The organism is Solirubrobacter deserti (assembly GCF_027587175.1).
Lineage (GTDB): Bacteria > Actinomycetota > Thermoleophilia > Solirubrobacterales > Solirubrobacteraceae > Solirubrobacter > Solirubrobacter deserti.
Window position 1 is genome coordinate 97,196 of sequence record NZ_JAPCID010000002.1, and the last position, 20,863, is coordinate 118,058.

Genomic DNA, 20,863 nt, shown 5'->3' on the forward strand with positions numbered 1-20,863 from the left:
CTCACGCGGCCGGAGCCTGATCGTCCAGGACATGGGTCAGGCGGGCGCGGACGAGCGCGAGGTCCTCGGGCATCTCGCTGTGGGCGAAGCCGGCGTCGATCTCGCGCAGCACGGCCTCGACGCGCAGCCGGTCGTCGGGCGTGTCGCCGACGGCCTCCAGCAGCTCACGGCCGGTCGCGGTCAGGCGCGCGGCCCGGGCGGTACGACCGCGGGAGAACTGCTCGGCGGCGTGCACGAGCGCCTCGCTGCGCGCATCGGCGATCAGGTCGGCCAGGACTTCCTGGGCGGTCGCCTGGTCGTCGGCGGTCGGGGCGATCATCGGCAGCACCCAGAGGTCGGCGGGCGTGGCGGCGGACCGGCCGTCGAGCGCGGCGGCGGCCGCGATCAGGCGCTGGGAACGGACCGCGCGGCGGTCGCTGAGCTCGATCCCCGCGCCGCGCAGGCGCCGCACGGCCTGGCCGACCACCGGCTGGACGGCGCGCAGGTCACACGCGCGGGCGGCTTCGGCCAGTGCGTCGAGCGCGTCCAGCGGGCGCTCAGTAGCCGGCTTCGGCCGCTCGCCCGCCCAGCCGACCTCCAGCAGCTCCTCGAGCCGCATGTCCGCGACGCCGTCGAGGAAGACACGAGCCAGGAAGCGGTCCGCGAACGCGGCCAGCGCGGGATCGTCCGGCAGCGCGTTGCTCGCCCCTACGCACACGCGCAGCGCAACCGGCAGCGCGGTGCGCCCGCGCCGGAACACGCGCTCGTTGAGCATCCCGAGCAGCGTGTTGAGGATCGCGGTCGAGCCGAGGAAGACCTCGTCGAGGAACGCGACCTCGGCCTCGGGCAGCATCCCGGCCGTCTCGACCTCCACGACGCCCTCGCGCAGGCGGCGCAGGTCGATCGGGCCGAACAGCTCGTTGGGCTCGGTGAAGCGCCCGACCAGGTACTCGAAGTAGCGCCCGCCGAGCTGTTCGGCGACGCGCCGGACCGCCTCGGACTTGCCCGTTCCCGGTGGCCCGATGACGAGCAGGTGCTCGCCGGCGACCGCGCACAGCACGACCGCCTCCGCGATCGACTCACGATCGACGAGACCCTTCTGCGCCCGCCCGATCGCGGTTCGAACCCGTTTGACCTCAACTTCGATGCCCGCGACCTTAGCGACGAGCCGCGACCCACGCGTCCAATTCGGCCCACCACTGGAACAGCCAGTCGATGCGCGCGTCGGTGCCCGCGGGGATCTCGTCCGCGCGCACCAACCACAGCTCGACCTCGATCGTCTTACGGTCGGGCAGCGTCCGCCACGTGTCGCGCAGCCCTTCCGGGAAGCCGGCGTGCGCGAAGAAGACGACGTCCGCGTCGGGCGCGCCCTCGAGCGCCGCCAGCGCCCCGCCGGGCCGGGGCGCGCCGAGGTGACCCATCGCCGCCGCGCGCTTGGCCTCGCGGTGGTGGCCGCGGTGCAGGAGCCGCTCGATCGCGCGCTTGCGCCGCTCGGCGGTGACGTTGCCGCCCTCGGGGAAGATCAGGACCGCGTCCTCGGCGCCCAGCCCGTGGCTCATCACCTTGATCTCCTGCTCGATGTCCCCGCCGCGCGGGTCCACGAAGCGGTTCGGCAGCCGCCGGCCGATGATGTCGATCAGCGGGTCCAGCGAGAGCAGCTGGTGCATGACGATCCGCGGCCGCCGCCGGTGGCGCCGCAGCAGGTGGTCGAGCACGAGCAGCGAGTCGCCCTCGCCCGAGTGGATGCTGAGCACGACCAACGGCCGCTGGCGCGCGGACAGCGCGGCCTCGGCCGCCGCCGACCCGTGCATGACGAGCTTCACGCGCGCGACCCGCAGCGCCGCCCGCGCGATCCCGCCGACGAACCAGCGCATCACGGCGTAGTGCGGCCCGCGCGCGCCGCCGCGCCCGGTCGCCCACAGCAGCAGGCAGGCGGCGACGGCCGTGACGTGCCCGACGGCGTAGGCGAGCACGATCGTGAGCAGCCGCAGCGGCCGCCGCCCGCCCAGCAGCGGGGAGAGCAGCGCCGCGAGCGCGGTCAGGACGGGCGACGCGGCGATCAGCGCCAGCTCGACGGCGAGCACGAGCGGCGCGACCGTGACGCGGCGCACGCGCGGCGGCGGGACGCGCATCAGACCCGCCCGCCGATCGCCGGTACGAGCTGGGTTTTCGACCGTGGCGGTGGAAAACCCGCCACGCAGGTGCGCGGCGCGGTCACAGGCCGCGCTCCTCGAGGTACGCCGCCGAGGCGGCGTGCGCGCGCTCGATGCTCGCGGCCAGATCCAGGCCGCCGCGGTAGCGCAACGCCGAGAGGTCGTTGTACTTGGGCGGCTCGGCCTGGCCGGTGGGCATGACGTGGACCTCGAGATCGTCGGGGAGCGCGGCGAGGTCGCCGACGAAGCGGTGCCGGCGCGCAACCTCGAACGCCACCACCGCGACCTCCCACGGCCGGCGCGGCGGCTCCAGCGGCCGGTCCACCCGGCCGACGTGCATGACGAAGATCCGCGTGGCGCCCAGCGAAACGGCGCGGCCGACCGGGATCGAGTTCACGATCCCGCCGTCGATGAAGTGCTCGCCCGCGATCTCGACCGGCGGGAGCAGCCCCGGCACGGCCGCGCTCGCCAGCACCGCGTCCACCAGCGGCCCGCTCGTGAACCAGTGCTCGGCGGCGTTCTGGATCGACGCCGCCACGCACTGGAAGCGCACCGGCAGGTCCTCGATCAGCGGAATCTCCAGCGCCTCGTCCAGAACCGCGCGCAGCGCCGTGTTGTCGTGCAGGTGCGTGCCGGTCCGGGCCAGCGTGGCCAGGCGGTTGAACAGCGAGCCGGCGAAGACGTCGCTGCGCTCGATGTCCAGCCACGTCGAGGCGAGCTGCCGGGCGGCGTCCACGGACGGGTCCGACGCGACGGCGGCGCCGTTGATCGCGCCGACCGACGTGCCGACCACGACGTCGGGCACGATCCCGCGCTCGAGCAGCGCGCGCAGCATCCCGGCCTCGTGCGCGCCGAGCTGACCACCGCCGCCGAGCACGAACGCCGTCGTCATCCGCCCCGACGCTAACTCATGGCGAACGCCGCCGTCGTCACGATCTCGCACAGCCGGTCGCGCCGCACGCACGCACGCAGCGCGAACGAGTCGGCCAGCGCGTCCAGGCCGGCGTCGTCGAGCCCGCGGAAGTAGGCCGCGTACTCGGGCACCATGGCCTGCGCGAACAGCAGGTGGCGCACCAGGTCGTCGGTGGTCGAGCGCGCGTCCCACGGGTACGGCTCCCAGGCGGGGAACTCGCGCGCGATCAGCGCGTGCAGCGGTTCCATGACCTCCGCCTGCTCGCGGTCCGTCGAGCCCCACGAGTCGACGCCGAGCCGCGCCTTCTTGGACACGAACTCCCCGAACAGCCGCAGGTAGAACGACGACGGCGACGCATACACCAACCCCTGGAGCCCGATGTCCTTGTAGGTCCACAGCGACCAGCCCGCGCCGTGCTCGGCGTACAGCGCCAGCTGGTCCTCGAGCAGCGCGTAGCGGGGCTCGTCGAGCTCCGGCACGCCGGTGTACACCGGCCCGAACTCCCCCACCCAGATCGGCGTCCCGGTCTGCCGCTGGTAGGCCGTGCGCTTGAGGAACGTCGTCTCCAGCCGCCCGCGGTCGCCGGCGTAGGGACCGCCGAAGGCCATGCCGTCGCGCGCGTAGTCGTGGCACGCGTAGACCGCGTTCTCCACCGGCTCGCCGAACGACGAGAAGTCCGTCGAGTAGGTGTTGCCGTCCAGAAAGACGATGTGGTCGGGGTCGACCTCGCGCACGGCGCGCACCGTGCGCTCGTGCCACGGCCCGACGACCGCGCCGGTCGGGTCGGCCGGCTCGTTGAGCAGGTTGTAGCCCGCGACCCACGGGTTGCCCGCGAAGCGCGAGGCCAGCTGCACCCACAGCGCCGTCGCCCGGTCCATGAAGTGCGGGTGCTTCCAGAACGCGGCCACGTGGGTGGCGTTGTCGGAGTGCCAGTGCTGGTTCTGCGAGCCGGGCACGGCGTGCAGGTCGATCACCGAGTAGATCCCGCACGACCCCAGCAGGTCCACCGCCGCCGAAAGCCGCTCGAAACCTCTCGAAAGCCATTTGAACGGCTCGGCGTCACTTTCGTAGTGCCGTTGATTGATCGGGAGACGTACGCAGTTGACGCCGAGCCCGGCCAGGAACTCCGCGTCGTCTTCCTCGAAGAAGCGATCCAGGAGCCGCTCGAAAAACGCGTCCGCGCGCTCGAGGCCCAGCACCCCGCCGACCGCCTCGCGCATCGCGCTCTCGTTGGCGGGATAGCCGGTGATGAAGTTCTCCATGTTCATCCAGCCGCCGAGGCCGACGCCGCGCAACACCACGGGGACGCCCGACGAGTCGACGATCGCGTCCCCGCGAACGCTTAGACCCTGAAAGTTTCGCGCCATTGTCGAAACATATCTGATACGTTCCGGCCATGGCACAGCGCGTCACGATCGCCCACATCGCTGACGCCGCGGGCGTCTCGGTCCCGACGGTCTCCAAGGTCGTCAACGGCCGTGCCGACGTGGCCCCGGAGACCAGGGAGCGGGTCGAACGGATGCTGCGCGAGCACGGCTACAAGCGGCCGCAGGCGCCCAACCACGCCGAGCTGCTGGACGTCGTGTTCAACGAGCTCGAGAGCCCGTGGGCGATGGAGATCATCCAGGGCGTCGAGGAGGTCGCGCGAGAGAACCACCTCGGCGTCGTCCTGTCCGCGCAGGAGGGTCCGGGAGCGATCGGGCGCTCGTGGGTGGACGCGGTGGCGAGCCGGCGCAGCGCGGGGCTCATCCTCGTGGTGAGCGAGCTCACCCCCGAGCAGATCGGGCGCCTGACCGCCCGCAGCATCCCGTTCGTGGTCGTCGACCCCGCCGGGGAGCCGGCGGCCGGCGTCCCGTCCGTGGGCGCGACCAACTGGAACGGTGGGCTGTCGGCCACCCGCCACCTGCTCGAGCTCGGCCACACCCGCATTGGCATGATCGGCGGTCCGTCGCGCATGCTCTGCAGCCGCGCCCGCGTGGACGGCTACCGCGCCGCGCTCGAGACCGCCGGCCAGCAGGTCGACCCGGACCTGATCCGGTGGGGGACGTTCCACGTCGAGGCCGGCTTCGAGCACGGCACGGCGCTGCTCGACCTCGACGATCCGCCGACCGCGATCTTCGCGGGATCGGATCTGCAGGCGTTCGGCGTCTACGAGGCCGCGCGCGTGAAGGGGATCGAGATCCCCACGCAACTCAGCGTCGTCGGCTTCGACGACCTGCCGATGGCCCGCTGGGTCGGGCCACCGCTGACCACGATCCGCCAGCCGCTGACCGAGATGGCGGCCACGGCGGCTCGCCTCGTCCTCGGCCAGGGCGAGGACCGTCGCGTCGAGCTCGCGACGACGCTCGTGGTGCGTCAGAGCACCACGAACCCCCGATGACAGGAGGAGAGGGAGATGATCCAACCGGTTCGCAGCGCGCTGGTCCTCGCGGCCACGGCGCTGCTCGTCGCGTGCGGCGGTGGCGGCGATGACGACGGCTCCGGCTCGGCCAGCAAGAGCACCGGGCCGGTGACGATCGAGTGGTGGCATATCCAGAACAACGACCCCATGAAGTCGGTCTGGGCGGACGCCGTCAAGCAGTATGAGGCCGCCAACCCGAACGTCAAGATCAACGTCACGGTGCTCGAGAACGAGGCCTTCAAGGCCAAGCTCACGACCACCATGCAGGGCGGCAAGGTGCCTGACATCTTCCAGTCCTGGGGCGGCGGCACGCTCAAGGAGCAGGTGGAGGCCGGCCTTGTCCAGGACGTCACCGAGCCCACCAAGGCGTGGATCGGTGACCTCAACTCCGCCGCCACCGGCCTCTACCAGATCGACGGCAAGCAGTACGGCGTCCCGTTCAACCTCGGCATGGTCGGCGTCTGGTACCGCAAGTCGCTGTTCGAGCAGGCCGGCATCGACGCGCCCCCGGCCACGTGGGACGAGTTCCTGACCACGGTCCAGGCGCTCAAGCAGAAGGGCGTCACGCCGCTGGCCGTCGGCGAGAAGGACAAGTGGCCCGGGATGTTCTGGTGGGCGAACCTGAGCCTGCGGATCGCGGGCAAGGACGCGCTCGCGCAGGCGGGCGAGGACGGCTCCTTCGACTCCCCCGGCTTCGTGAAGGCGGGCGCGGAGCTCAAGCGCCTGATCGACCTGCAGCCCTTCCAGAAGGGCTTCCTGGCCGCGCCGTGGGACGGCGCCGGAGGCGAGGCCGCGCAGATCGGCAACGGCAAGGCCGCGATGAGCCTGATGGGCCAGTGGGCGCCGTCGACGTACGCCGCCAACACCAAGGAGTCCGAGGAAGTGCTGGCCGATCTCGGCTGGTTCCCGTTCCCGACCGTCGACGGGGGCGCCGGCGGCCCGACCGAGCAGTTCGGCGGCGGCGACGGCTTCGCGATCGGCAAGGACGCCCCGCCGGAGGCCGTCGACTTCATCAAGTTCCTCGTGACCAGCGACGTCGCCAACAAGGCCGGCGCCAGCGGCGGCATCCTGCCGGTCAAGAAGGGCACGGAGTCCTCCGTGACCGACCCGAACATGAAATCCGTGCTCGACGCCCGCGCGCAGGCCGACTTCGTCCAGCTCTACCTCGATCAGGCCTACGCGCCCGCCGTCGGCCAGGCGGTCAACGACGCGGTGCAGGAGCTGTTCGCGGGCAAGGCCTCCCCCCAGGACGTCGCCGGCAAGATCGCGGATGCCGCCAAGGCCGGATAGCGCCGCCGTCACCGGGCTCCTCCCCACCCACGTCCGCCGGGCACGCCGCGCGCGTGCCCGGCGGCGTTGGACCACGATTGCCATCTTCATCGCCCCGGCGCTCGTGCTCTACGGGCTGCTGGTCATCGCGCCCGTGCTGCAGGCGATGTACTACAGCGGCTTCAAGTGGAACGGGCTTGGGGACCTCGACGACTTCGTCGGGCTCGAGAACTTCCGGCGGGCCTTCGCCGACGACGTGTTCACCGGCGCGCTGTGGCACAACGGCGTGTTCGTCGTCCTCTCGCTGCTGGCGCAGCTGCCGTTCGCGCTCAGCGTCGCGCTGATGCTCAACGCGCGGATCAGGGGCCGCGCGCTGCTGCGCGTGTTGTACTTCGCGCCGTTCGTGCTCTCGGAGGTGGTCACGGGCGTCGTCTTCACGCTGATGCTGCAGCCGGGCGGGCTCGCGGACGGCGTGTCGCCGGTCGACCGCGAGTGGCTCGCCGACCCGAGCATCGTCCTCTACACGCTGTTCGTCGCGATCTCGTGGAAGTACTTCGGCTTCCACATGATCCTCTACCTCGCCGGGCTCCAGCAGATCCCGCGCGAGCTGGAGGAGGCCGCGATCGTCGACGGCGCGAGCGGCTGGCAGGTGTTCCGGCACGTGACGCTGCCGTTGCTCGGCCCCACCATCCGGATCTCCGCGTTCCTGAGCATCATCGGCGCCCTGCAGCTCTTCGACCTCGTGTGGGTCATGACGGGCGGCGGGCCGGTGAACGCGTCGAACACGATGGCGATCTACATGGTCGACTGGGGCTTCAAGCGCTTCCAGTTCGGCTACGCCAGCGCGGTCGCGGTGATCATGCTCGTGATCTCGCTCGCGTTCGCGCTGCTCTATCAGCGCTACGTCCTGCGCCGCGACATCGAGGGCGCCCTGACCAGCATGGGCCGATGAAGCGGATCGCGCTGTACGCCTTCGCGCTGCTGGTCGCGCTCGCGATCCTGGTCCCGATCGCGTACGCCGTGCTCGGCGGCTTCCGCACCACCCCCCAGCTCGCCGCCGACCCGGTCGGGCTGCCCGATCCGTGGGTGTTCTCCAACTACGGCGAGATCCTCGGCTCCGGCACGTTCTGGCGCCAGGTGTGGAACTCGACGCTGATCGCGGTGGTGAGCACGCTGCTGACCGTCCCGCTCGCCGCGCTGGCCGCGTTCGTGTTTGCGCGCTTCGCCTTCCCGGGCCGCGAGGTGCTCTACGCGGTCTTCACGCTCGGCCTGCTGTTCCCGGTCGCGGTCGCGATCCTGCCGATCTTCATCATGGTCCGCAACCTCGGGCTGCTCGACCACCCGCTCGGCGTCGCGCTGCCCCAGGCCGCATTCGGGCTGCCGCTGACGATCGTGATCCTGCGCCCGTTCTTCGCCAGCTTCCCGAACGAGCTCCAGGACGCGGCCGCGATCGACGGCTGCGGCCCGCTGCGCTTCTTCTGGCAGATCCTGCTGCCGCTGTCGCGGCCCGTGCTGGCAACGGTGGCCGTGCTGGCGCTGGTCGGCTCCTGGAACGCGTTCCTGCTCCCGCTGGTCGTGCTGACCGAGGCCGACAACTGGACGCTGCCGCTGGGCGTGACGAACTACTCCACGCAGTACACGGCCGACATTGCGCGCATCCTCGCGTTCACGACGCTCTCGATCGTTCCCGCGCTCGCGTTCTACGCGTTCGCCGAGCGCCACCTGGTGCGCGGGCTCACGAGCGGCGCGGTCAAGGGCTGACCGCGCCGCTCGCCCTCTCCTACGGGTTGGTCGTGCTCAGGGTGAACGTCAGCGTCTTGCTGTACGTGCCCGTGCGCAGCGGGTCGGTGCGCTTGATGAGCTGGTTGTAGGTGATGTCCACGGTGTCGTTGGAGACCGGGCCGGTCCACTCGGACTTCGAGAACGCCACGCGCAGCGGCTCAGCCAGGCTGAACGCGCCGTTGGTCAGGTGGCCGGGCTCGGAGACGGTCAGCTTGGCGTCGCCCGCCGTCGAGATGACCTTGGCCTTCGAGCTCGACGCGTAGTCACGCTCGACGCCCGGCACGAACGGCCCCAGCGGCGTCGCCGGCTCCAGGGCCAGCGACAGCGTGGCCGGGACCGTGCCGCCGACGGGCAGGGTCGGCGCCGCCGCCAGCGCGAGGTCGGCGTGGTTGACGTCGAAGAACACGTTGCCGATCGCCTCGACCTTGATGCGCGCCTTCGCCGCCGTCACCGACGGGAACATCACCTCGTGCGAGCCGTCGTTCGGCGTGCTCTCGGCGAGGACGGTCGGGTAGGTCAGGCCGCCGTCGGTCGAGAGCGTGATCTTGACGTCGGTCACGCCGATCGGCGCGACGTCGGTACCCGCCACGTCCCAGGTGACGGCCTGCTTGGTGGTGCCGAACACGACCTGCTGCGTGTTCTGCGACGTGACGCGGAACGCGCCCGCCGCCGGGGCGACGGTCACCTTCGTCTGCGCGTAGCCGAGCCCGCCGCCGCCCGCCTTGCCGTCGCGCGCGGTCAGGCGGAAGTTCATCGTGCGGTCGCTGAAGAAGCCGACGTACTCCGAGGTCGGCAGCCACTCCGCGAAGCACTCGCGCGCCGCCGTCGGGATCGGCGTGTTGCCGCCCGGCAGCGTGCCCGTCTCGCAGCGCCCGGTGCGGGCGTTGGTGTTGTCGGCCAGGATCTGCAGCATGTCCGGGAACGTCCGGGTCGGGTTGGTCCCGGCCAGGTTCAGGCCCGGCGAGTTGTACTTGAGCGTGTCCTCGGCCGAGATGTCCGTGCCGACGCCGAGCTGGCGGAACAGCGGGCCGTTCGTCTTGGTCTGGTTGACCAGTGCTGTGCCCGCGTTGCTGACGTTCTGCAGCCCGCCCGGGTCGTTCTGCTCCCACATGTAGGTGAGCGCGTCGCCGTCGGGGTCGACCGCGCTGCCCGTGAGGGCGAACGGCGTGCGCGGCGGGATCGTGTAGCTCGTCGGCACGGTCACGTCCGGCGCGCGGTTGCCGGTCGGCGTGACCGTCGAGCCGCCGTTCTGGATCGCGCCGCCGCGGGCCGTCTCGCCCACGAAGCCGGTGCCGCCCTCGACGACGAGGCCGACCGCCGGCTGATCCGCGGCGCCCAGCGTGCCCGTGTAGGTGATCTGGAAGCCGGTCGTGTCGAACGCGCCGCCGCCGAAGCCGGTCACGGCCACGGTCTGGCCGGCGGCGAGGATGCCGGCGCCGCCCTTGTTGGTCTCCACGACCGTGCCGTCGGCGCCCGTCGCGCTCGTGACGGTGAGCGGGTCGACGTCCTGGCCGGCGAGCGTCCCGCCGAACAGCAGCGTGTAACCGGTGTCGCTGAGGTTGCTGACGCCGACCGTCGCCCCCTCCGGGAGGATGCGGGCGCCGCCCTTGGCGATCTCGCGCACCGTCGCGGTGGCCGCCGCCGCGCTCGGGGTAACCGAGATCGACGGGACGTCGGTGCCGGCCAGGCCACCGGCGAACGTCACCGTGAAGCCGGTGTTGCCCGCGCCGGTGACCGTGGCCGTGCCCGTCGAGCCGAGGATGGCGTTGATCGCGGTGGCGATGTTGAGGTTCGTATTCGTCGCGCCGCCGAGGCCGAACGCGCCGGTGCTCTGGCCGTTGACCTGGATCGTGTACGAGCTCTGCAGCGCGTTGAAGCCGGTGAGGATCACCTGCTGCTGCTCGTTGCCGCCGAGCAGCGCGTTCGCGATGCCGGCCGCGGTGTTGTTCTGGCCGCGCACGATCGCGTGGCTCTCGACGCCCTTGTAGCTGAGCTTGTAGCTGTCGCCGTTGGCGTCGTAGCCCGTCAGGCGGACGGCCTGGACCTCCTGGCCGTTGAACGCGCCCTGGATGTCGGCGGCGGTGAAGTTCACGCCGTTGACGAACGGGCCGGCGGTCTTGCCGCCGAACGTCAGCGACACCGAGTCGGTGCCGGCGAAGTCGCGCAGCGCGATGTTCTGGACCTCGTTGATCGCCGGGCGGTCCGAGCTCACGTAGTTGAGGATCGTGTGGTAGCTGGCCGGAACCCAGTACGGATCCGAGTGCGGCTGCAGGTTGTCCTGGCCGCAGATGCCGGCGTAGGCCATGATCGACGAGCCGGAACCCGGCTCGTAGCCGTTGGCGGCGCTGCGGTTGCCGCCGCAGTTGACCTGCGTGCCGTTGAACGAGTGCGGCGCCGAGAACTGGTGGCCGATCTCGTGCGCGACGTAGTCGACGGCGAAGTAGTCGCCGACCGGCGTCGAGAGCCCGGTGCAGCCGCGCGCCTTCTGGTCGCCGCCGACGCCCTGGCCGGCGACACCGCCGCCCGAGTTGCCCATCGCGATGTGGCCGACGTCATACGCGCCCGCGCCGACGATCTGGCCCGCGACGATCCGGTTGCGGTCGAGCACCGCGCCGCAGGAGTTCGTGCCCGACGGGTAGCACGGCGCCGAGCCGCACGGCCCGTTGGCCTGCGAGGCCAGCGCGGCCGTGTTGAGGTTGAGCTTGTCCGTGTCGTTGATCAGCACCATGCGGATCGCGGACTCGGTCTCGTAGATCTGGTTGACGCGGTTGATCAGCGCCACCTTGGCCGCGGTCACGTTGGCGGCGCCGTGGTAGGTCGCGTAGCTCGGGTCGGTGATCAGCGCGAGCCGGTACGTGCGCAGCTGGACCTCCGGCCCGAGCAGTTCGGACGCGGTCGCCGACGACTCGTCCTCGACGAGCGCCGCGCCCTCCTTGAACTCCTCGGCGTGGTCGTGCTCGAGATCGCGCGTGAAGTAGCTGACGTAGACGTCCTCGGACTTGTCCTTGTAGTACGGATCGACGTACCAGTTGCCCGAGCCCGTGCGGACCGCGGCGTGGAAGCCGATCGGGCTGAGGTCGGCGACGACCGACGCGCGCGGGTCGTCGATGCCGTGGCCAGCGTAGGTCTTGATCTCGGGGTGCTTGGCCGCGAGGCCGGGCTCCATGATCGACGACTCGTGCACGCGGAAGCGCTGCAGCTTCCCATCCGGCCCGGGGAGCTCGAGCACGGTCGCGCTCGGGGCGGCACCGCGGCTCTTGGCGGCCACCTGCAGGCCCGCCTTCAGGTCACGCTCGTCGAGCGTGAACGCCTTGAAGCGCTCGGGCTTCACCTCGCCGCCCCGCGCCGGCGCAGGCGCGGGTTCCCACGTGTCCGCCTGCGCCACCGCAGGCGCAGCGGCGACGAACGCCGCCGTCAACAGCCCAGCCGTGAGCCGTCCCACTCTCATCCCTCGACCCCTCTCGGTCTTCCGCGATTCCCCTCCGAGTGCGGCAGTGTGGCCGCCGCCGCAGAGGAAATCAACCACCCTTGACCGGTTGGTCTATGGCCAGCACGGCGGTGTCGTCAGCCTGCGCACCGCGCTGGAAGGCGTTCAGCGCCCGGTCGATGGCCGCGACGGCGCTGGTCGCGTCCCTCACGCCGCGCAACGCTTCGACCAGGCGCTCGTCCCCGAAGCGCTCGTGCTCGCCCTCGGCGTCCGTGACGCCGTCCGTGTAGAGGACCAGCACGTCGCCGGGTTCGAACGCGAGCGAGTCGGGCTTCCAGCGGCTGTCGCTCCAGGCGCCGAGCATCGGGCCGAAGTGGCCGACCGGCCGGGGCTCGCCGTCCCGGATCAACAGCGGCCGAGGATGACCCGCGCACAGCACGTCCGTGGTCTGCGCGGTGACATGCACGACCGCGACCGTGCACGGCGTGAGCTCCTTGCGGTCCGCGAGCGTGTGGTTGAGCTGCTGCAGCGCGGCCGCCGGATCCGACAGCAAGCGGCCCGCCGTGCGCAGCGTGTGCCGGGCCTGGCCGGTCTGCGCGGCGGCCGCCGCGCCGCGGCCGGTGACGTCGCCGACGAGCAGCATCCAACCCGCGTCGGTGGGGAACGCGTCGTAGAAGTCGCCGCCGACGAGGTTCTCGAGGCCGGCCGGGCGGTACAGGCTCGACAGGCGCAGGCCGGGGATGGTCGGGAGCGCGTCGGGCAGCAGCCCGCGCTGGAGCGTGGTCGCGATCTCGGAGCGCTCGCGGTACAGGCGCGCGTTCTCGACCGCGATCCCGGCGCGCCGGCCCAGGTCCTCGGCCAGCCGCAGGTCGTCCTCGCTGAACGTGCGCCCGGATTCCGCGCTCGCGAACGTGATCGAGCCGATCGGACCGCCGGAGCCGAGCATCGGCACGGCCATGAACGCCCGCAGGCCGAGCCGGCGCGCGGCCACGCGCTGCTCGGGGTCGGAGACGATCTCCTTCAGCACCTCGTCGGTGATGTCGTTCACGCGCAGCGACGTCCCGTTCAGCACGGCCACGGCGCCGGGCGCGTCGAGCCGCGCCGGGTAGCGCTCCTGGTACTCGTGGGCGAGCTCGAGCATCTCCGGGTCCACGTGCACGAGCGCGACGCTGCGCAGGTGCTCGCCGCTGGGCATCGTCACGTTGCACCAGTCCGCCAGGCGGGGCACGGCGAGCCGGGCGATCCGGTTGAGCGTCTGCTCGTAGTCCAGGCTGGACGCGAGCAGCGCACCGGCCTGGGCCAGGAAGCGCTGCGCGTGCTCGGCGCGCTTGACCTCGGTGACGTCCTCGATGACGTTGACGGCGTAGCCGCCCGGCGCCGCCGTCGCCTTCAGGATCCGCCAGTACTCGGCCCCGATGTCGCGGCGCACCGTGCGGATCAGCAGCGGCTCCGGCGTCTCGCCGCGGACCAGGCGGTGCCCCGGCAGCCGTTCGAGCGGGACCGGCGTACCGGCCTCCGTGTAGGTGTCCCAATTCTCGGCGACCTGCTCCAACGGGGTCGCCAGGAACGCCTCGGGCGTGTCAAAGCCGACCGCGAGCGCCGCCGCCTGGTTGGCGTAGATCAGCCGTCCGGACGGGTCCTGGATCGTGACCGCCTCGGCGAGCGTGTCGAGGGCCGCCGTGAGCCGGGTCTCGACGCGCTGGAGCTGGGCGTTCTCGAGCGCGAGCGCGACGCGACCGGCGAGCAGCTGGGCGAACTCCAGCTCCTCCGGCGCGTACGTGCGCTCGGTCGCTGTGAGGCGCAGCGTGCCGATGTCGCGGCCGCGCGCGACCAGCGGAACGGTGAGCGCCTGCGGGCGGTGACGCGGCGGCTCGGTGGTCTCGAGGTCGACCTCGCACCTGGTCGCATAGCCCGGCGTCAGCAGCGCCGTCAACCGCTCGATGACCTCCGCGACCGTGAGGTCGGAATCGGCGATCACCGCGGCGCCGCGGATGAGCGCGTACCGCTCGTGGTCGCCCGCCAGCGCCCGCCGCTCGCCGGCGGCCAAGTGCAGCAGGGCCGCAAGCACGGCCAGCGCGACCGCCACATTCACCAGCGGCGGGACGCCGATGACCGTCAGAGCTGCGACCAGCGCCACGCCGAGCGCCGCCACCAGCGTCGACCCGCGCATCTACTCCCCGGGTGCGAGGTCGAGCATCCGCACGCGGCCGTCGAGACCGACGAGGCCGAACACGCGATCCACCTCGCCCGTGCCGCGCACGACTGCGAACGCCGGCCCGTGGTCGCGCGCGAGCTCGACCACGAGGCGGATCCCGGTCGAGTCCAGAAAGCTGACCGCCCGCAGGTCGAGCACCAGCTCGCGGTGCGGCTCGGCGAGGCCCTGCTCGATCTCGGCCTCCACCGCGTCGACCGTGCCGAGGTCGATCTCGCCGACGGGGGCGACGACGATGGTTTCGCCCACGCGCCGACGCGTCACCGAGAACTCCGGACCAACCTCCATGCCCGCGATCCTTTCAGGACCTGAAGCGCTGCACCAGTCCAGTTGAGTTCAGTTGACGACTTCCGGGCCCCGGTCGATGCCCGCGAATAGGCTCTCTCGACATGGCCAAGAGCGAGTACACGGTGCTCGAGGTCGCCGGGCGCGAGGTCCGGCTCTCGAACCCCGGCAAGGTCTACTTCCCGAAGCCCGGCTGGACGAAGCTCGACCTCGCGCAGTACTACATCGAGGTCGGCGAGGCCGCGCTGCGCCACGTCCGCGAGCGCCCGACGATGATGAAGCGCTTCGTCAACGGGATCCTGGAGGACCCGATCTGGCAGAAGCGCGTGCCCCAGAAGGTGCCGGACTGGCTGCAGACCGCGACGGTCGCCTTCCCGTCCGGGCGCACCGCCGAGGAGCTCGTGGCCAACGACGAGGCGCACCTGGTGTGGGCCGTCAACCTCGGCGTGATCGACTTCAACCCGTGGCCGTGCCGGCGCGCCGACCTGGACCGGCCGGACGAGCTGCGCGTCGACCTGGACCCAGGGCCCGGCGTCGGGTGGGACGATGTGCGCCGCGTCGCGCTGGTGGCGGACGAGGTGCTGCGCGAGCACGGGCTGCGCGGCTATCCGAAGACGTCAGGGTCCAAGGGCATCCACGTGCTGGTGCGGATCGAGCCGTTGTGGGAGTTCCTCGAGGTGCGGCGCGCGGCGCTCGCGCTGGCGCGCGAGATCGCCCGCCGCGCGCCCGACTTGGCCACCGCCAAGTGGTGGAAGGAGGAGCGCCACGGCGTGTTCGTCGACTATAACCAGAACGCGCGCGACCGCACCGTGGCCTCCGGCTACAGCGTTCGTCCGACTCCGGACGCGCGCGTGTCCTGCGCGCTGGAGTGGTCGGAGGTGGCGGCCGTCGAGCCCGGTGACCTGCGTCTGGACACGGTGCCCGCTCGGCTGAAGGCGATCGGCGATCCCGCGGAGTCGATCGACGACGTCCCGGGTTCGCTCGACGGACTGCTCGACCTCGCTCGGCGTGACGAGGAGGGCGGGCTCGGCGACGCGCCCTGGCCACCGCACTTCCCGAAGGCCGCACGCGAGCCCAAGCGCGTCCAACCCTCACGCGACGCGGACCGCCCGTCCCAGCGCGGGCGTGCCGGCGATCCCCAGCCCGGCGGCCCTCCCCCCGGCTTCTCGCTGCAGAACCAGCGCGGGTTCGGCGCCAAGCCCCGGACCGGCCAGGGCCACGAGCACGAGTTCGACGAGTCCTAGCCGGATGCGCGTTACGAACGCGCGGAGCTCGCCGCGAACGGCAGGGCCTGATCGAGCCCGGAGAGCACGAACGCGCGATGGACCTGCGGCGGGCCGGCGATCACGGAGTACTCATAGCCCGCGGCCGTCGCGGCGTTGTTGAAGCGCACCAGCGCGCCCAGGCCCGAGGAGTCGATGAACTCCAGCTCGCTCAGGTCCAGCGTCAGGGCGCGGCCGCCGGACTGCGCCTCGTTGAGCGCCGCGGTCAGCTCCGGCGCGCCCGCCAGGTCCAGCTCGCCCGACAGCGCGAGCACCAGGCCGCCGGCTTGCTCGCGCGTCTCGATCTTGAACACCGGCAGCTTCATCTGCGACCACCTTAGAGGACGCAGCGCTGGGCGAGCAGCAGGGCCACATCGTCGCGCGGATGCGTGTCCCCGACCAGCCGCTCCACCACGTGCGCGCGCAGCGCCTCCAGCCCGTCCACGGTCGCGCACTCGGTCACCAGCCGGTCGATCGCGTCGTCGATCAGCTCCCCCGGCCGCTCCACGAGCCCATCCGTGTAGAGCATCAACCGGTCCCCCGCCTCGAACGCGAACGTCGACTCCGCGTAGCTCGCGCCGACCACGCCGAGCACGACCCCGTGCCCCTCCACGGCGAGCCGCGGCGGCCCGGCCGCCGGGACCAGCACGGGCGGCGGGTGCCCCGCGGACACCACCCGCACCTCGTCATCGTCGTGCGTGATGGCCACGATGCACATCGTCGCCATGTCGGTGAGCTCGGTGTCCGTGACCAGCTCGTTCAGCCGCCGCACGGACTCCGCGAGCCCGAAGCCCTCGTGCGCGTACACGCGCAGCGAGTGGCGCAGCTGTCCGGCCTGCGCCGCGGCGGCCACGCCGTGCCCGGCCACGTCGCCGATCACGAGCCAGACGCCGTTGCGCGTCTCGATCACGTCGTACCAGTCCCCGCCGACGATCAGCTCCTGCTCGGCGGCCAGGTGCCACGCGTGTACGGCCAGCCGCTCGTCCGACGGGAGGCGCTCGGGCAGCAGCGTCTGCTGCAAGGTGCGCGAGATCGTCTGCTCGCGCGCCAGCGCCGCCGCGCGCTCGCGCTCGGTGCGCCGCGCCGCGGTGACGTCGCTGAGCGTCACCACCAGCCGCTGCGAGCCGGGCACGACGTCCACGCGCACACTGTGCGTCCGGTTCTCGAGCTCGAGCTCGCCGCTGGAGCGCCCCACCTCGAGCGCCTCCACGCGCGTGCCGACCGCGTCAGAGCCGAACACCGCCTCGAACGCCGGGTTCGCCCGCACCACCACGCCGTCGGGATCGAGGACGGCGACGGCATCGGAGATCGCGTCGAACGTCGTGCGCCACTCGGTCGCGGCGCTGCGCACCTCGGCCTCCAGGGAACGCGCCCGCAGCATCGACCGGATCGTCGCGGCCAGCACCGGCGCCTCGACGGGTTGTGTCAAATACGCATCGGCGCCGGTCTCCAGCCCTTCGACCTTCGCCTCGGTCTCCATGAACGTCGCCGACAGCATCAGCACCGGGATGTGCCGCGTGTCCTCGTGGGACTTGATGCGCCGGCACGCCTCGAACCCGTCGAGCCCCGGCATCTTGACGTCCAGCACCGCGATGTCGGGCGGATCCGCCAGCACGGCGGCGACGGCCGAGAGCCCGTCCGCGACCTCCCGCACCGTGAAGCCCGACCGTCGCAGCATCGTCGCTATCACGTAGCGGCCGACATCGTCGTCGTCCGCGAGCAGGATCGACGGCTCGCGGGTCATCGCGTCGCCACCGACAACACCTCCAGCAGCTGCGAACGCGACGTCCGGGACTTGTCGAGCACGTGCGCGCCAAGCCCTTCGAGCCGCTCGACCTCCCAGCGCTCGAGCAGACGCGAGGTGTGGATGATCACGGGCACGGCGGCCATCCTGGCATCGGCGCGCATCCGGCGCAGGACCTCCACGCCGTCCAGATCAGGCATCGACAGGTCGAGGATGACGGCGGCCGGGAGCGCCTCCGCCAGGGCGGCCAGGGCGGGCTCGCCGCCGGCGACCGCGACCGTGCGCCAGGCCGTGTCGCGCAGGTGCGCCTCGACCACGTAGCGCGAGGTCTCGTCGTCGTCGACCACCAGCACGGCGCCCGTGACGTCCGGCACCGACGAGTCGACGTCGTGCCGCAGCGGCAGCTCGATCGTGAACGCCGTCCCCACGCCGACCGTCGAGCGGACCGTCATCTCCCCGCCCAGCAGCCCCACGAGCGTCTTGGCCAGCGGCAGCCCGAGCCCGGTCCCCTGCCGCGCCTTCTGCCGCTCCCCCGGGATCTGCACGAACTCCTCGAAGATCCGCGGCAGGTCGTCGGCGGCGATCCCGATGCCGGTGTCGGCGACCGTGAACCGCACGCGCGGCCCGAGCACCTCCGCGCTCACGAGGACCTCGCCTTGCGGCGTGAACTTGACCGCGTTGGAGATCAGGTTGCGCAGCACCTGGATGAGTTTGGCCTCGTCGGTGCGCAGCGTCGCCTCCGCCGGCGGGAAGTCGAAGCGTAGCTGCACGCCGGCGTCCTTGAGCAGGGGGCGCAGCTGCCCGCGCAGCAAGACCAGCAGCTCGGACAGCGCCACGTCCTCGAGCTCGAGCTCCAGCCGCCCGGCCTCGATCTTGGCGATGTCGAGCAGGTCGCCGACCAGGGTCAGCTGGTCCTGCGCGACGCGCCGAATGAACGACACCTGCGTCGCCTGCTCGCTCGCGAGCGGCGGCTTCCCGCTCAGCAGCAGCTCCGCGAGCGCGATGATCGAGTTCAGCGGCGTGCGCAGCTCGTGCGACATGTCCGCCAAGAAGCGCGACTTGCGCTCGTCGGCGTCGCGCAGCCGCTGCGCGCGCTCGTCGAGCTCGGCGTAGAGCGCGACCACGCCGGTGTTGGTCTCCTCCAGCTCGCGGTTGAGTGCGAGCATCGCCTTCTGGCGCGCCCGCACCTCGCCGAGCGCCTGCAGCAGCTCCTCGTTCTGGCGCGAGACCTCGTCGAACGGGTTGACGGCGCCGCGCCGGGCCAGCTCGGCGCGTACCTCGCGCGCGTCGGGCGCCGGCCCGGGCAGCCGCTTGGCCACGCGCACGCGGGTGCCGCGCGCCGCCTCGATCTCGAACTCGTCCATCAGCTGACGCACGCCCACCAGGCCGCGGCCGAGCCCGGTGGCCGACGTGTAGTCGCCACGCAGGACCTCCTCCAGGTTCGGGATCCCGGGGCCCGCGTCGACCACCTCGACGCGCATCGCGTTCGCGCCGCAGCTGATGCGCACCTCGCCGCCGCCGGCGTAGCGGTGCGCGTTGCGCGCGAGCTCGGACACCGCGGTGGCGATCCGCGTCTGCTCGAGCCGGTCGAACCCGAGCAGCTCGGCGACGTCGCGCGCGCGCTGGCGCGCCGTGACCACGCCCTCGTCGTGGCGCAGGTCAACGCGCGCGACCTCGTCGCCGATCGGCGCGTTCATCCGCGCGCCACCACCACGCTCACGTCGTCGCGGCCGCGCTCGAAGTCCCGGATCAGCACCGCCGCGGTCACGAGCGGGTCGCGGCGCGGCAGGCCCGGATACGCGTTCAGGTCCCAGCCGGACCGCAATCCGTCGGAGTGCATGACGAGCAGCGCGCCGGGCGGGAACCCGTAGTCGAACGCGCGCGGGCGCTGGACGCCGTGCCCGAGGATGCCGGGCATCGACACGAGCGAGCGCGTCTCGCCCTCGATGACGATCGTCGCCGCGATGTTGCCGATGCCGGCGTACTGAAGCGCGCCCGTGCGGCGGTTCCAGCGCGCGACCGCGCCCGCGGCCCCGCGCGTGGGCAGCAGCGCGCCGTGGATGCGGGTGAGCGCGGCCGTGGCGTCCAGCCCGGGACTGAGCTCGCGCACGGCGGTGTTGGCCGCCGCGGCGGCGGCGTCGCCGTGGCCGAGCCCGTCCGCGAGCAGGATCGTCGTGAACTCGCCGTCGGTGACCGAGCCCCACGCGTCACCGCTCGCGCTCTCCCCCGCCATCGCCAGCGCGAGCCCATCCAGCGGCGGCACCTCGCCGCCGAGGCGCGCGAGCACGACCGCGCCGCCCGGCCCGGACTGGAGGTCCATCGTGGACATGCGGCCGATCGCGCCGAGGCCGTTGCCGGGGCCGCCGCCGGTCGAGTAGCCGTCGTCGCGGGCGCGCGCGAGGTTGGAGATCCCCGGGCCGCGGTCGCACGCGATCGCGTCGATCGTCGCGCCCCGCGTGCGGTTCACGCGTAGGATGATCTCGCCGCCGCCGGCGTGGCGCACGAGGTTCGTGGCCAGCTCGGTGACGACGATCGCGGCCTCGCCCTTGCGCTGCTCGTCGAAGCCGAGGTCGTCCGCGAGCTGCTCCACCGCACGGCGCGCGGGTGCCACTCCGGAGGGATCGTCGACGCGCAGGCGGGCCGGGGCGCTCAGCGCCATGTGGCCACGCGCACGATCGTGCCGCCGGTCGGGTTGTCCCGCACGTCGAAGTCGTTCACGAGCCGGCGCGCCCCGCCGAACCCCAGGCCGAGCCCGGTGCCGGTGCTGAACCCGTCGGTGAGCGCCATCTGCACGTCCGGGATCCCGGGTCCGTCGTCCTCGAAGGTCGCGTAGACGCCCTGGCGGGCGCCGTCGAGCAGCAGCCCGGCGCGCAGCCGGCCGCCGCCGCCGTGGATGATCGTGTTGCGCGCCAGCTCGGAGACGGCGGTCACGAACTTCGTCTGGTCGACGAGCCGCAGGCCGGCCTGCTGGGCCAGCTCCCGCACGCGGTGACGCGCGCGCACGACGTCCTCGTCCGTGCGCAGCGGGAGCGGTTCGTCAAGGGCCAGCGGTCTCCGCCTCCTCGTCGCCCGGATCCTCGTCGACGGTCGGTGCGGGGAGCATCGCCATGCCGCGCTCGACCGTGAGCGCCGTGCGCACGCCCGGCAGCGTGAGGCCGAGATCCACGAGCGTGATCGCCACCACGGGCCGCATGCCGACGACCACCGTATCGGCGTCCAGCACGCGCGCGATCCCGGCGATGTCGGACAGCATGCGCCCGATGAAGGAGTCGATGAACTCCAGGCCGGAGATGTCGATCAGCACGCCGCGGGCGCCCGTCTCCGCGATCCGCTCGGCCAGGTCCTCCTGCAGCGCGAGCGCCATCCGGTCGTGCATGTCGACCTGGATGCTCACCAGCAGCAGGTGGCCGAGCTTGAGGATCGGGATCCGGTTCAC

Annotated in this window: 18 protein-coding genes; 5 read left to right on the forward strand and 13 right to left on the reverse strand. The window is 72.2% G+C overall.

Annotated features, from left to right (window positions below):
* Nucleotide 1: 1 nt before the first annotated feature.
* From OJ962_RS01685 to OJ962_RS01700, 4 genes are all read right to left on the reverse strand, one after another.
* Nucleotides 2-1,126, reverse strand: coding sequence for an AAA family ATPase (locus tag OJ962_RS01685; protein WP_270006152.1), 1,125 nt, complete (start codon nt 1,124-1,126; stop codon nt 2-4).
* Between the two features lie 10 nt (nt 1,127-1,136).
* Complete coding sequence (locus OJ962_RS01690; RefSeq protein WP_202953126.1) at nt 1,137-2,111, reverse strand: 1-acyl-sn-glycerol-3-phosphate acyltransferase; 975 nt, start codon at nt 2,109-2,111, stop codon at nt 1,137-1,139.
* Between the two features lie 82 nt (nt 2,112-2,193).
* Entirely contained in the window at nt 2,194-3,024 is an 831-nt protein-coding gene (locus tag OJ962_RS01695) for a patatin-like phospholipase family protein (RefSeq protein ID WP_202953127.1), read from the reverse strand.
* 11 nt (nt 3,025-3,035) lie between these two features.
* A complete protein-coding gene (locus OJ962_RS01700) occupies nt 3,036-4,412 on the reverse strand; it encodes a glycoside hydrolase family 5 protein (RefSeq protein WP_202953128.1) in 1,377 nt (458 codons plus the stop codon).
* A 29-nt stretch (nt 4,413-4,441) separates the two neighbouring features.
* On the opposite strand from OJ962_RS01700, the gene OJ962_RS01705 reads away from it, so the two are divergent.
* The 4 genes from OJ962_RS01705 to OJ962_RS01720 are packed head-to-tail and all read left to right on the forward strand — an operon-like array spanning nt 4,442 to nt 8,476.
* A complete protein-coding gene (locus OJ962_RS01705) occupies nt 4,442-5,425 on the forward strand; it encodes a LacI family DNA-binding transcriptional regulator (RefSeq protein ID WP_202953129.1) in 984 nt (327 codons plus the stop codon).
* A gap of 15 nt (nt 5,426-5,440) precedes the next feature.
* A complete protein-coding gene (locus OJ962_RS01710; RefSeq protein WP_202953130.1) occupies nt 5,441-6,736 on the forward strand; it encodes an extracellular solute-binding protein in 1,296 nt (431 codons plus the stop codon).
* Nucleotides 6,717-7,667 carry a carbohydrate ABC transporter permease gene (locus OJ962_RS01715; RefSeq protein WP_202953131.1) on the forward strand — a complete coding sequence of 317 codons (951 nt, stop codon included), beginning with the start codon at nt 6,717-6,719 and terminating at the stop codon, nt 7,665-7,667. The genes OJ962_RS01710 and OJ962_RS01715 overlap by 20 nt, the downstream gene beginning before the upstream one ends.
* On the forward strand, nt 7,664-8,476 hold the full coding sequence (locus OJ962_RS01720) for a carbohydrate ABC transporter permease (RefSeq protein ID WP_202953132.1): 813 nt from the start codon (nt 7,664-7,666) through the stop codon (nt 8,474-8,476). The genes OJ962_RS01715 and OJ962_RS01720 overlap by 4 nt, the downstream gene beginning before the upstream one ends.
* 19 nt (nt 8,477-8,495) lie before the next feature.
* Here the strand turns inward: OJ962_RS01720 and OJ962_RS01725 are convergent, their stop codons facing one another.
* The 3 genes from OJ962_RS01725 to OJ962_RS01735 all read right to left on the reverse strand — a co-directional run bounded on the left by OJ962_RS01725 (nt 8,496) and on the right by OJ962_RS01735 (nt 14,424).
* On the reverse strand, nt 8,496-11,945 hold the full coding sequence (locus OJ962_RS01725) for a M12 family metallo-peptidase (RefSeq protein ID WP_202953133.1): 3,450 nt from the start codon (nt 11,943-11,945) through the stop codon (nt 8,496-8,498).
* Nucleotides 11,946-12,015: 70 nt separating this feature from the next.
* Nucleotides 12,016-14,094 (reverse strand): SpoIIE family protein phosphatase, encoded by a 2,079-nt coding sequence (locus tag OJ962_RS01730; protein ID WP_202953134.1) that lies wholly within the window; start codon nt 14,092-14,094, stop codon nt 12,016-12,018.
* Entirely contained in the window at nt 14,095-14,424 is a 330-nt protein-coding gene (locus OJ962_RS01735; protein WP_202953135.1) for an STAS domain-containing protein, read from the reverse strand.
* 101 nt (nt 14,425-14,525) lie between these two features.
* Between OJ962_RS01735 and OJ962_RS01740 the strand changes: the two genes are divergently transcribed.
* Entirely contained in the window at nt 14,526-15,665 is a 1,140-nt protein-coding gene (locus OJ962_RS01740; RefSeq protein ID WP_202953136.1) for a DNA polymerase domain-containing protein, read from the forward strand.
* Nucleotides 15,666-15,676: 11 nt separating this feature from the next.
* Here the strand turns inward: OJ962_RS01740 and OJ962_RS01745 are convergent, their stop codons facing one another.
* From OJ962_RS01745 to OJ962_RS01770, 6 genes are read right to left on the reverse strand one after another with little or no spacing between them, the layout of a single operon-like run.
* Nucleotides 15,677-16,009, reverse strand: coding sequence for an STAS domain-containing protein (locus tag OJ962_RS01745; protein WP_202953137.1), 333 nt, complete (start codon nt 16,007-16,009; stop codon nt 15,677-15,679).
* A gap of 11 nt (nt 16,010-16,020) precedes the next feature.
* Complete coding sequence (locus tag OJ962_RS01750) at nt 16,021-17,427, reverse strand: SpoIIE family protein phosphatase (RefSeq protein ID WP_202953138.1); 1,407 nt, start codon at nt 17,425-17,427, stop codon at nt 16,021-16,023.
* Nucleotides 17,424-19,124, reverse strand: a complete 1,701-nt coding sequence (locus tag OJ962_RS01755; protein ID WP_202953139.1) for an ATP-binding protein — start codon at nt 19,122-19,124, stop codon at nt 17,424-17,426. Before OJ962_RS01755 ends, OJ962_RS01750 begins: the two co-directional genes overlap by 4 nt.
* The gene (locus OJ962_RS01760; RefSeq protein WP_202953140.1) at nt 19,121-20,086 is read right to left on the reverse strand and encodes an ATP-binding protein; all 966 of its coding nucleotides are present in this window, start codon (nt 20,084-20,086) and stop codon (nt 19,121-19,123) included. The genes OJ962_RS01755 and OJ962_RS01760 overlap by 4 nt, the downstream gene beginning before the upstream one ends.
* Nucleotides 20,077-20,430 carry an ATP-binding protein gene (locus OJ962_RS01765; RefSeq protein WP_270006143.1) on the reverse strand — a complete coding sequence of 118 codons (354 nt, stop codon included), beginning with the start codon at nt 20,428-20,430 and terminating at the stop codon, nt 20,077-20,079. The genes OJ962_RS01760 and OJ962_RS01765 overlap by 10 nt, the downstream gene beginning before the upstream one ends.
* Before the next feature lie 34 nt (nt 20,431-20,464).
* The gene (locus tag OJ962_RS01770) at nt 20,465-20,863 is read right to left on the reverse strand and encodes an STAS domain-containing protein (RefSeq protein ID WP_407697479.1); all 399 of its coding nucleotides are present in this window, start codon (nt 20,861-20,863) and stop codon (nt 20,465-20,467) included.

Bases quoted from the DNA above. Each gene is read 5' to 3' on its own strand.
- OJ962_RS01705 (WP_202953129.1), top strand. From the start codon at position 4,442: ATGGCACAGCGCGTCACGATCGCCCACATCGCTGACGCCGCGGGCGTC.
- OJ962_RS01730 (WP_202953134.1), bottom strand. From the start codon at position 14,094: ATGCGCGGGTCGACGCTGGTGGCGGCGCTCGGCGTGGCGCTGGTCGCA.
- OJ962_RS01755 (WP_202953139.1), bottom strand. From the start codon at position 19,124: ATGAACGCGCCGATCGGCGACGAGGTCGCGCGCGTTGACCTGCGCCAC.
- OJ962_RS01710 (WP_202953130.1), top strand. From the start codon at position 5,441: ATGATCCAACCGGTTCGCAGCGCGCTGGTCCTCGCGGCCACGGCGCTG.
- OJ962_RS01700 (WP_202953128.1), bottom strand. From the start codon at position 4,412: ATGGCGCGAAACTTTCAGGGTCTAAGCGTTCGCGGGGACGCGATCGTC.
- OJ962_RS01725 (WP_202953133.1), bottom strand. From the start codon at position 11,945: ATGAGAGTGGGACGGCTCACGGCTGGGCTGTTGACGGCGGCGTTCGTC.
- OJ962_RS01750 (WP_202953138.1), bottom strand. From the start codon at position 17,427: ATGACCCGCGAGCCGTCGATCCTGCTCGCGGACGACGACGATGTCGGC.
- OJ962_RS01735 (WP_202953135.1), bottom strand. From the start codon at position 14,424: ATGGAGGTTGGTCCGGAGTTCTCGGTGACGCGTCGGCGCGTGGGCGAA.
- OJ962_RS01690 (WP_202953126.1), bottom strand. From the start codon at position 2,111: ATGCGCGTCCCGCCGCCGCGCGTGCGCCGCGTCACGGTCGCGCCGCTC.
- OJ962_RS01695 (WP_202953127.1), bottom strand. From the start codon at position 3,024: ATGACGACGGCGTTCGTGCTCGGCGGCGGTGGTCAGCTCGGCGCGCAC.
- OJ962_RS01760 (WP_202953140.1), bottom strand. From the start codon at position 20,086: ATGGCGCTGAGCGCCCCGGCCCGCCTGCGCGTCGACGATCCCTCCGGA.
- OJ962_RS01745 (WP_202953137.1), bottom strand. From the start codon at position 16,009: ATGAAGCTGCCGGTGTTCAAGATCGAGACGCGCGAGCAAGCCGGCGGC.
- OJ962_RS01715 (WP_202953131.1), top strand. From the start codon at position 6,717: ATGCCGCCAAGGCCGGATAGCGCCGCCGTCACCGGGCTCCTCCCCACC.
- OJ962_RS01740 (WP_202953136.1), top strand. From the start codon at position 14,526: ATGGCCAAGAGCGAGTACACGGTGCTCGAGGTCGCCGGGCGCGAGGTC.
- OJ962_RS01720 (WP_202953132.1), top strand. From the start codon at position 7,664: ATGAAGCGGATCGCGCTGTACGCCTTCGCGCTGCTGGTCGCGCTCGCG.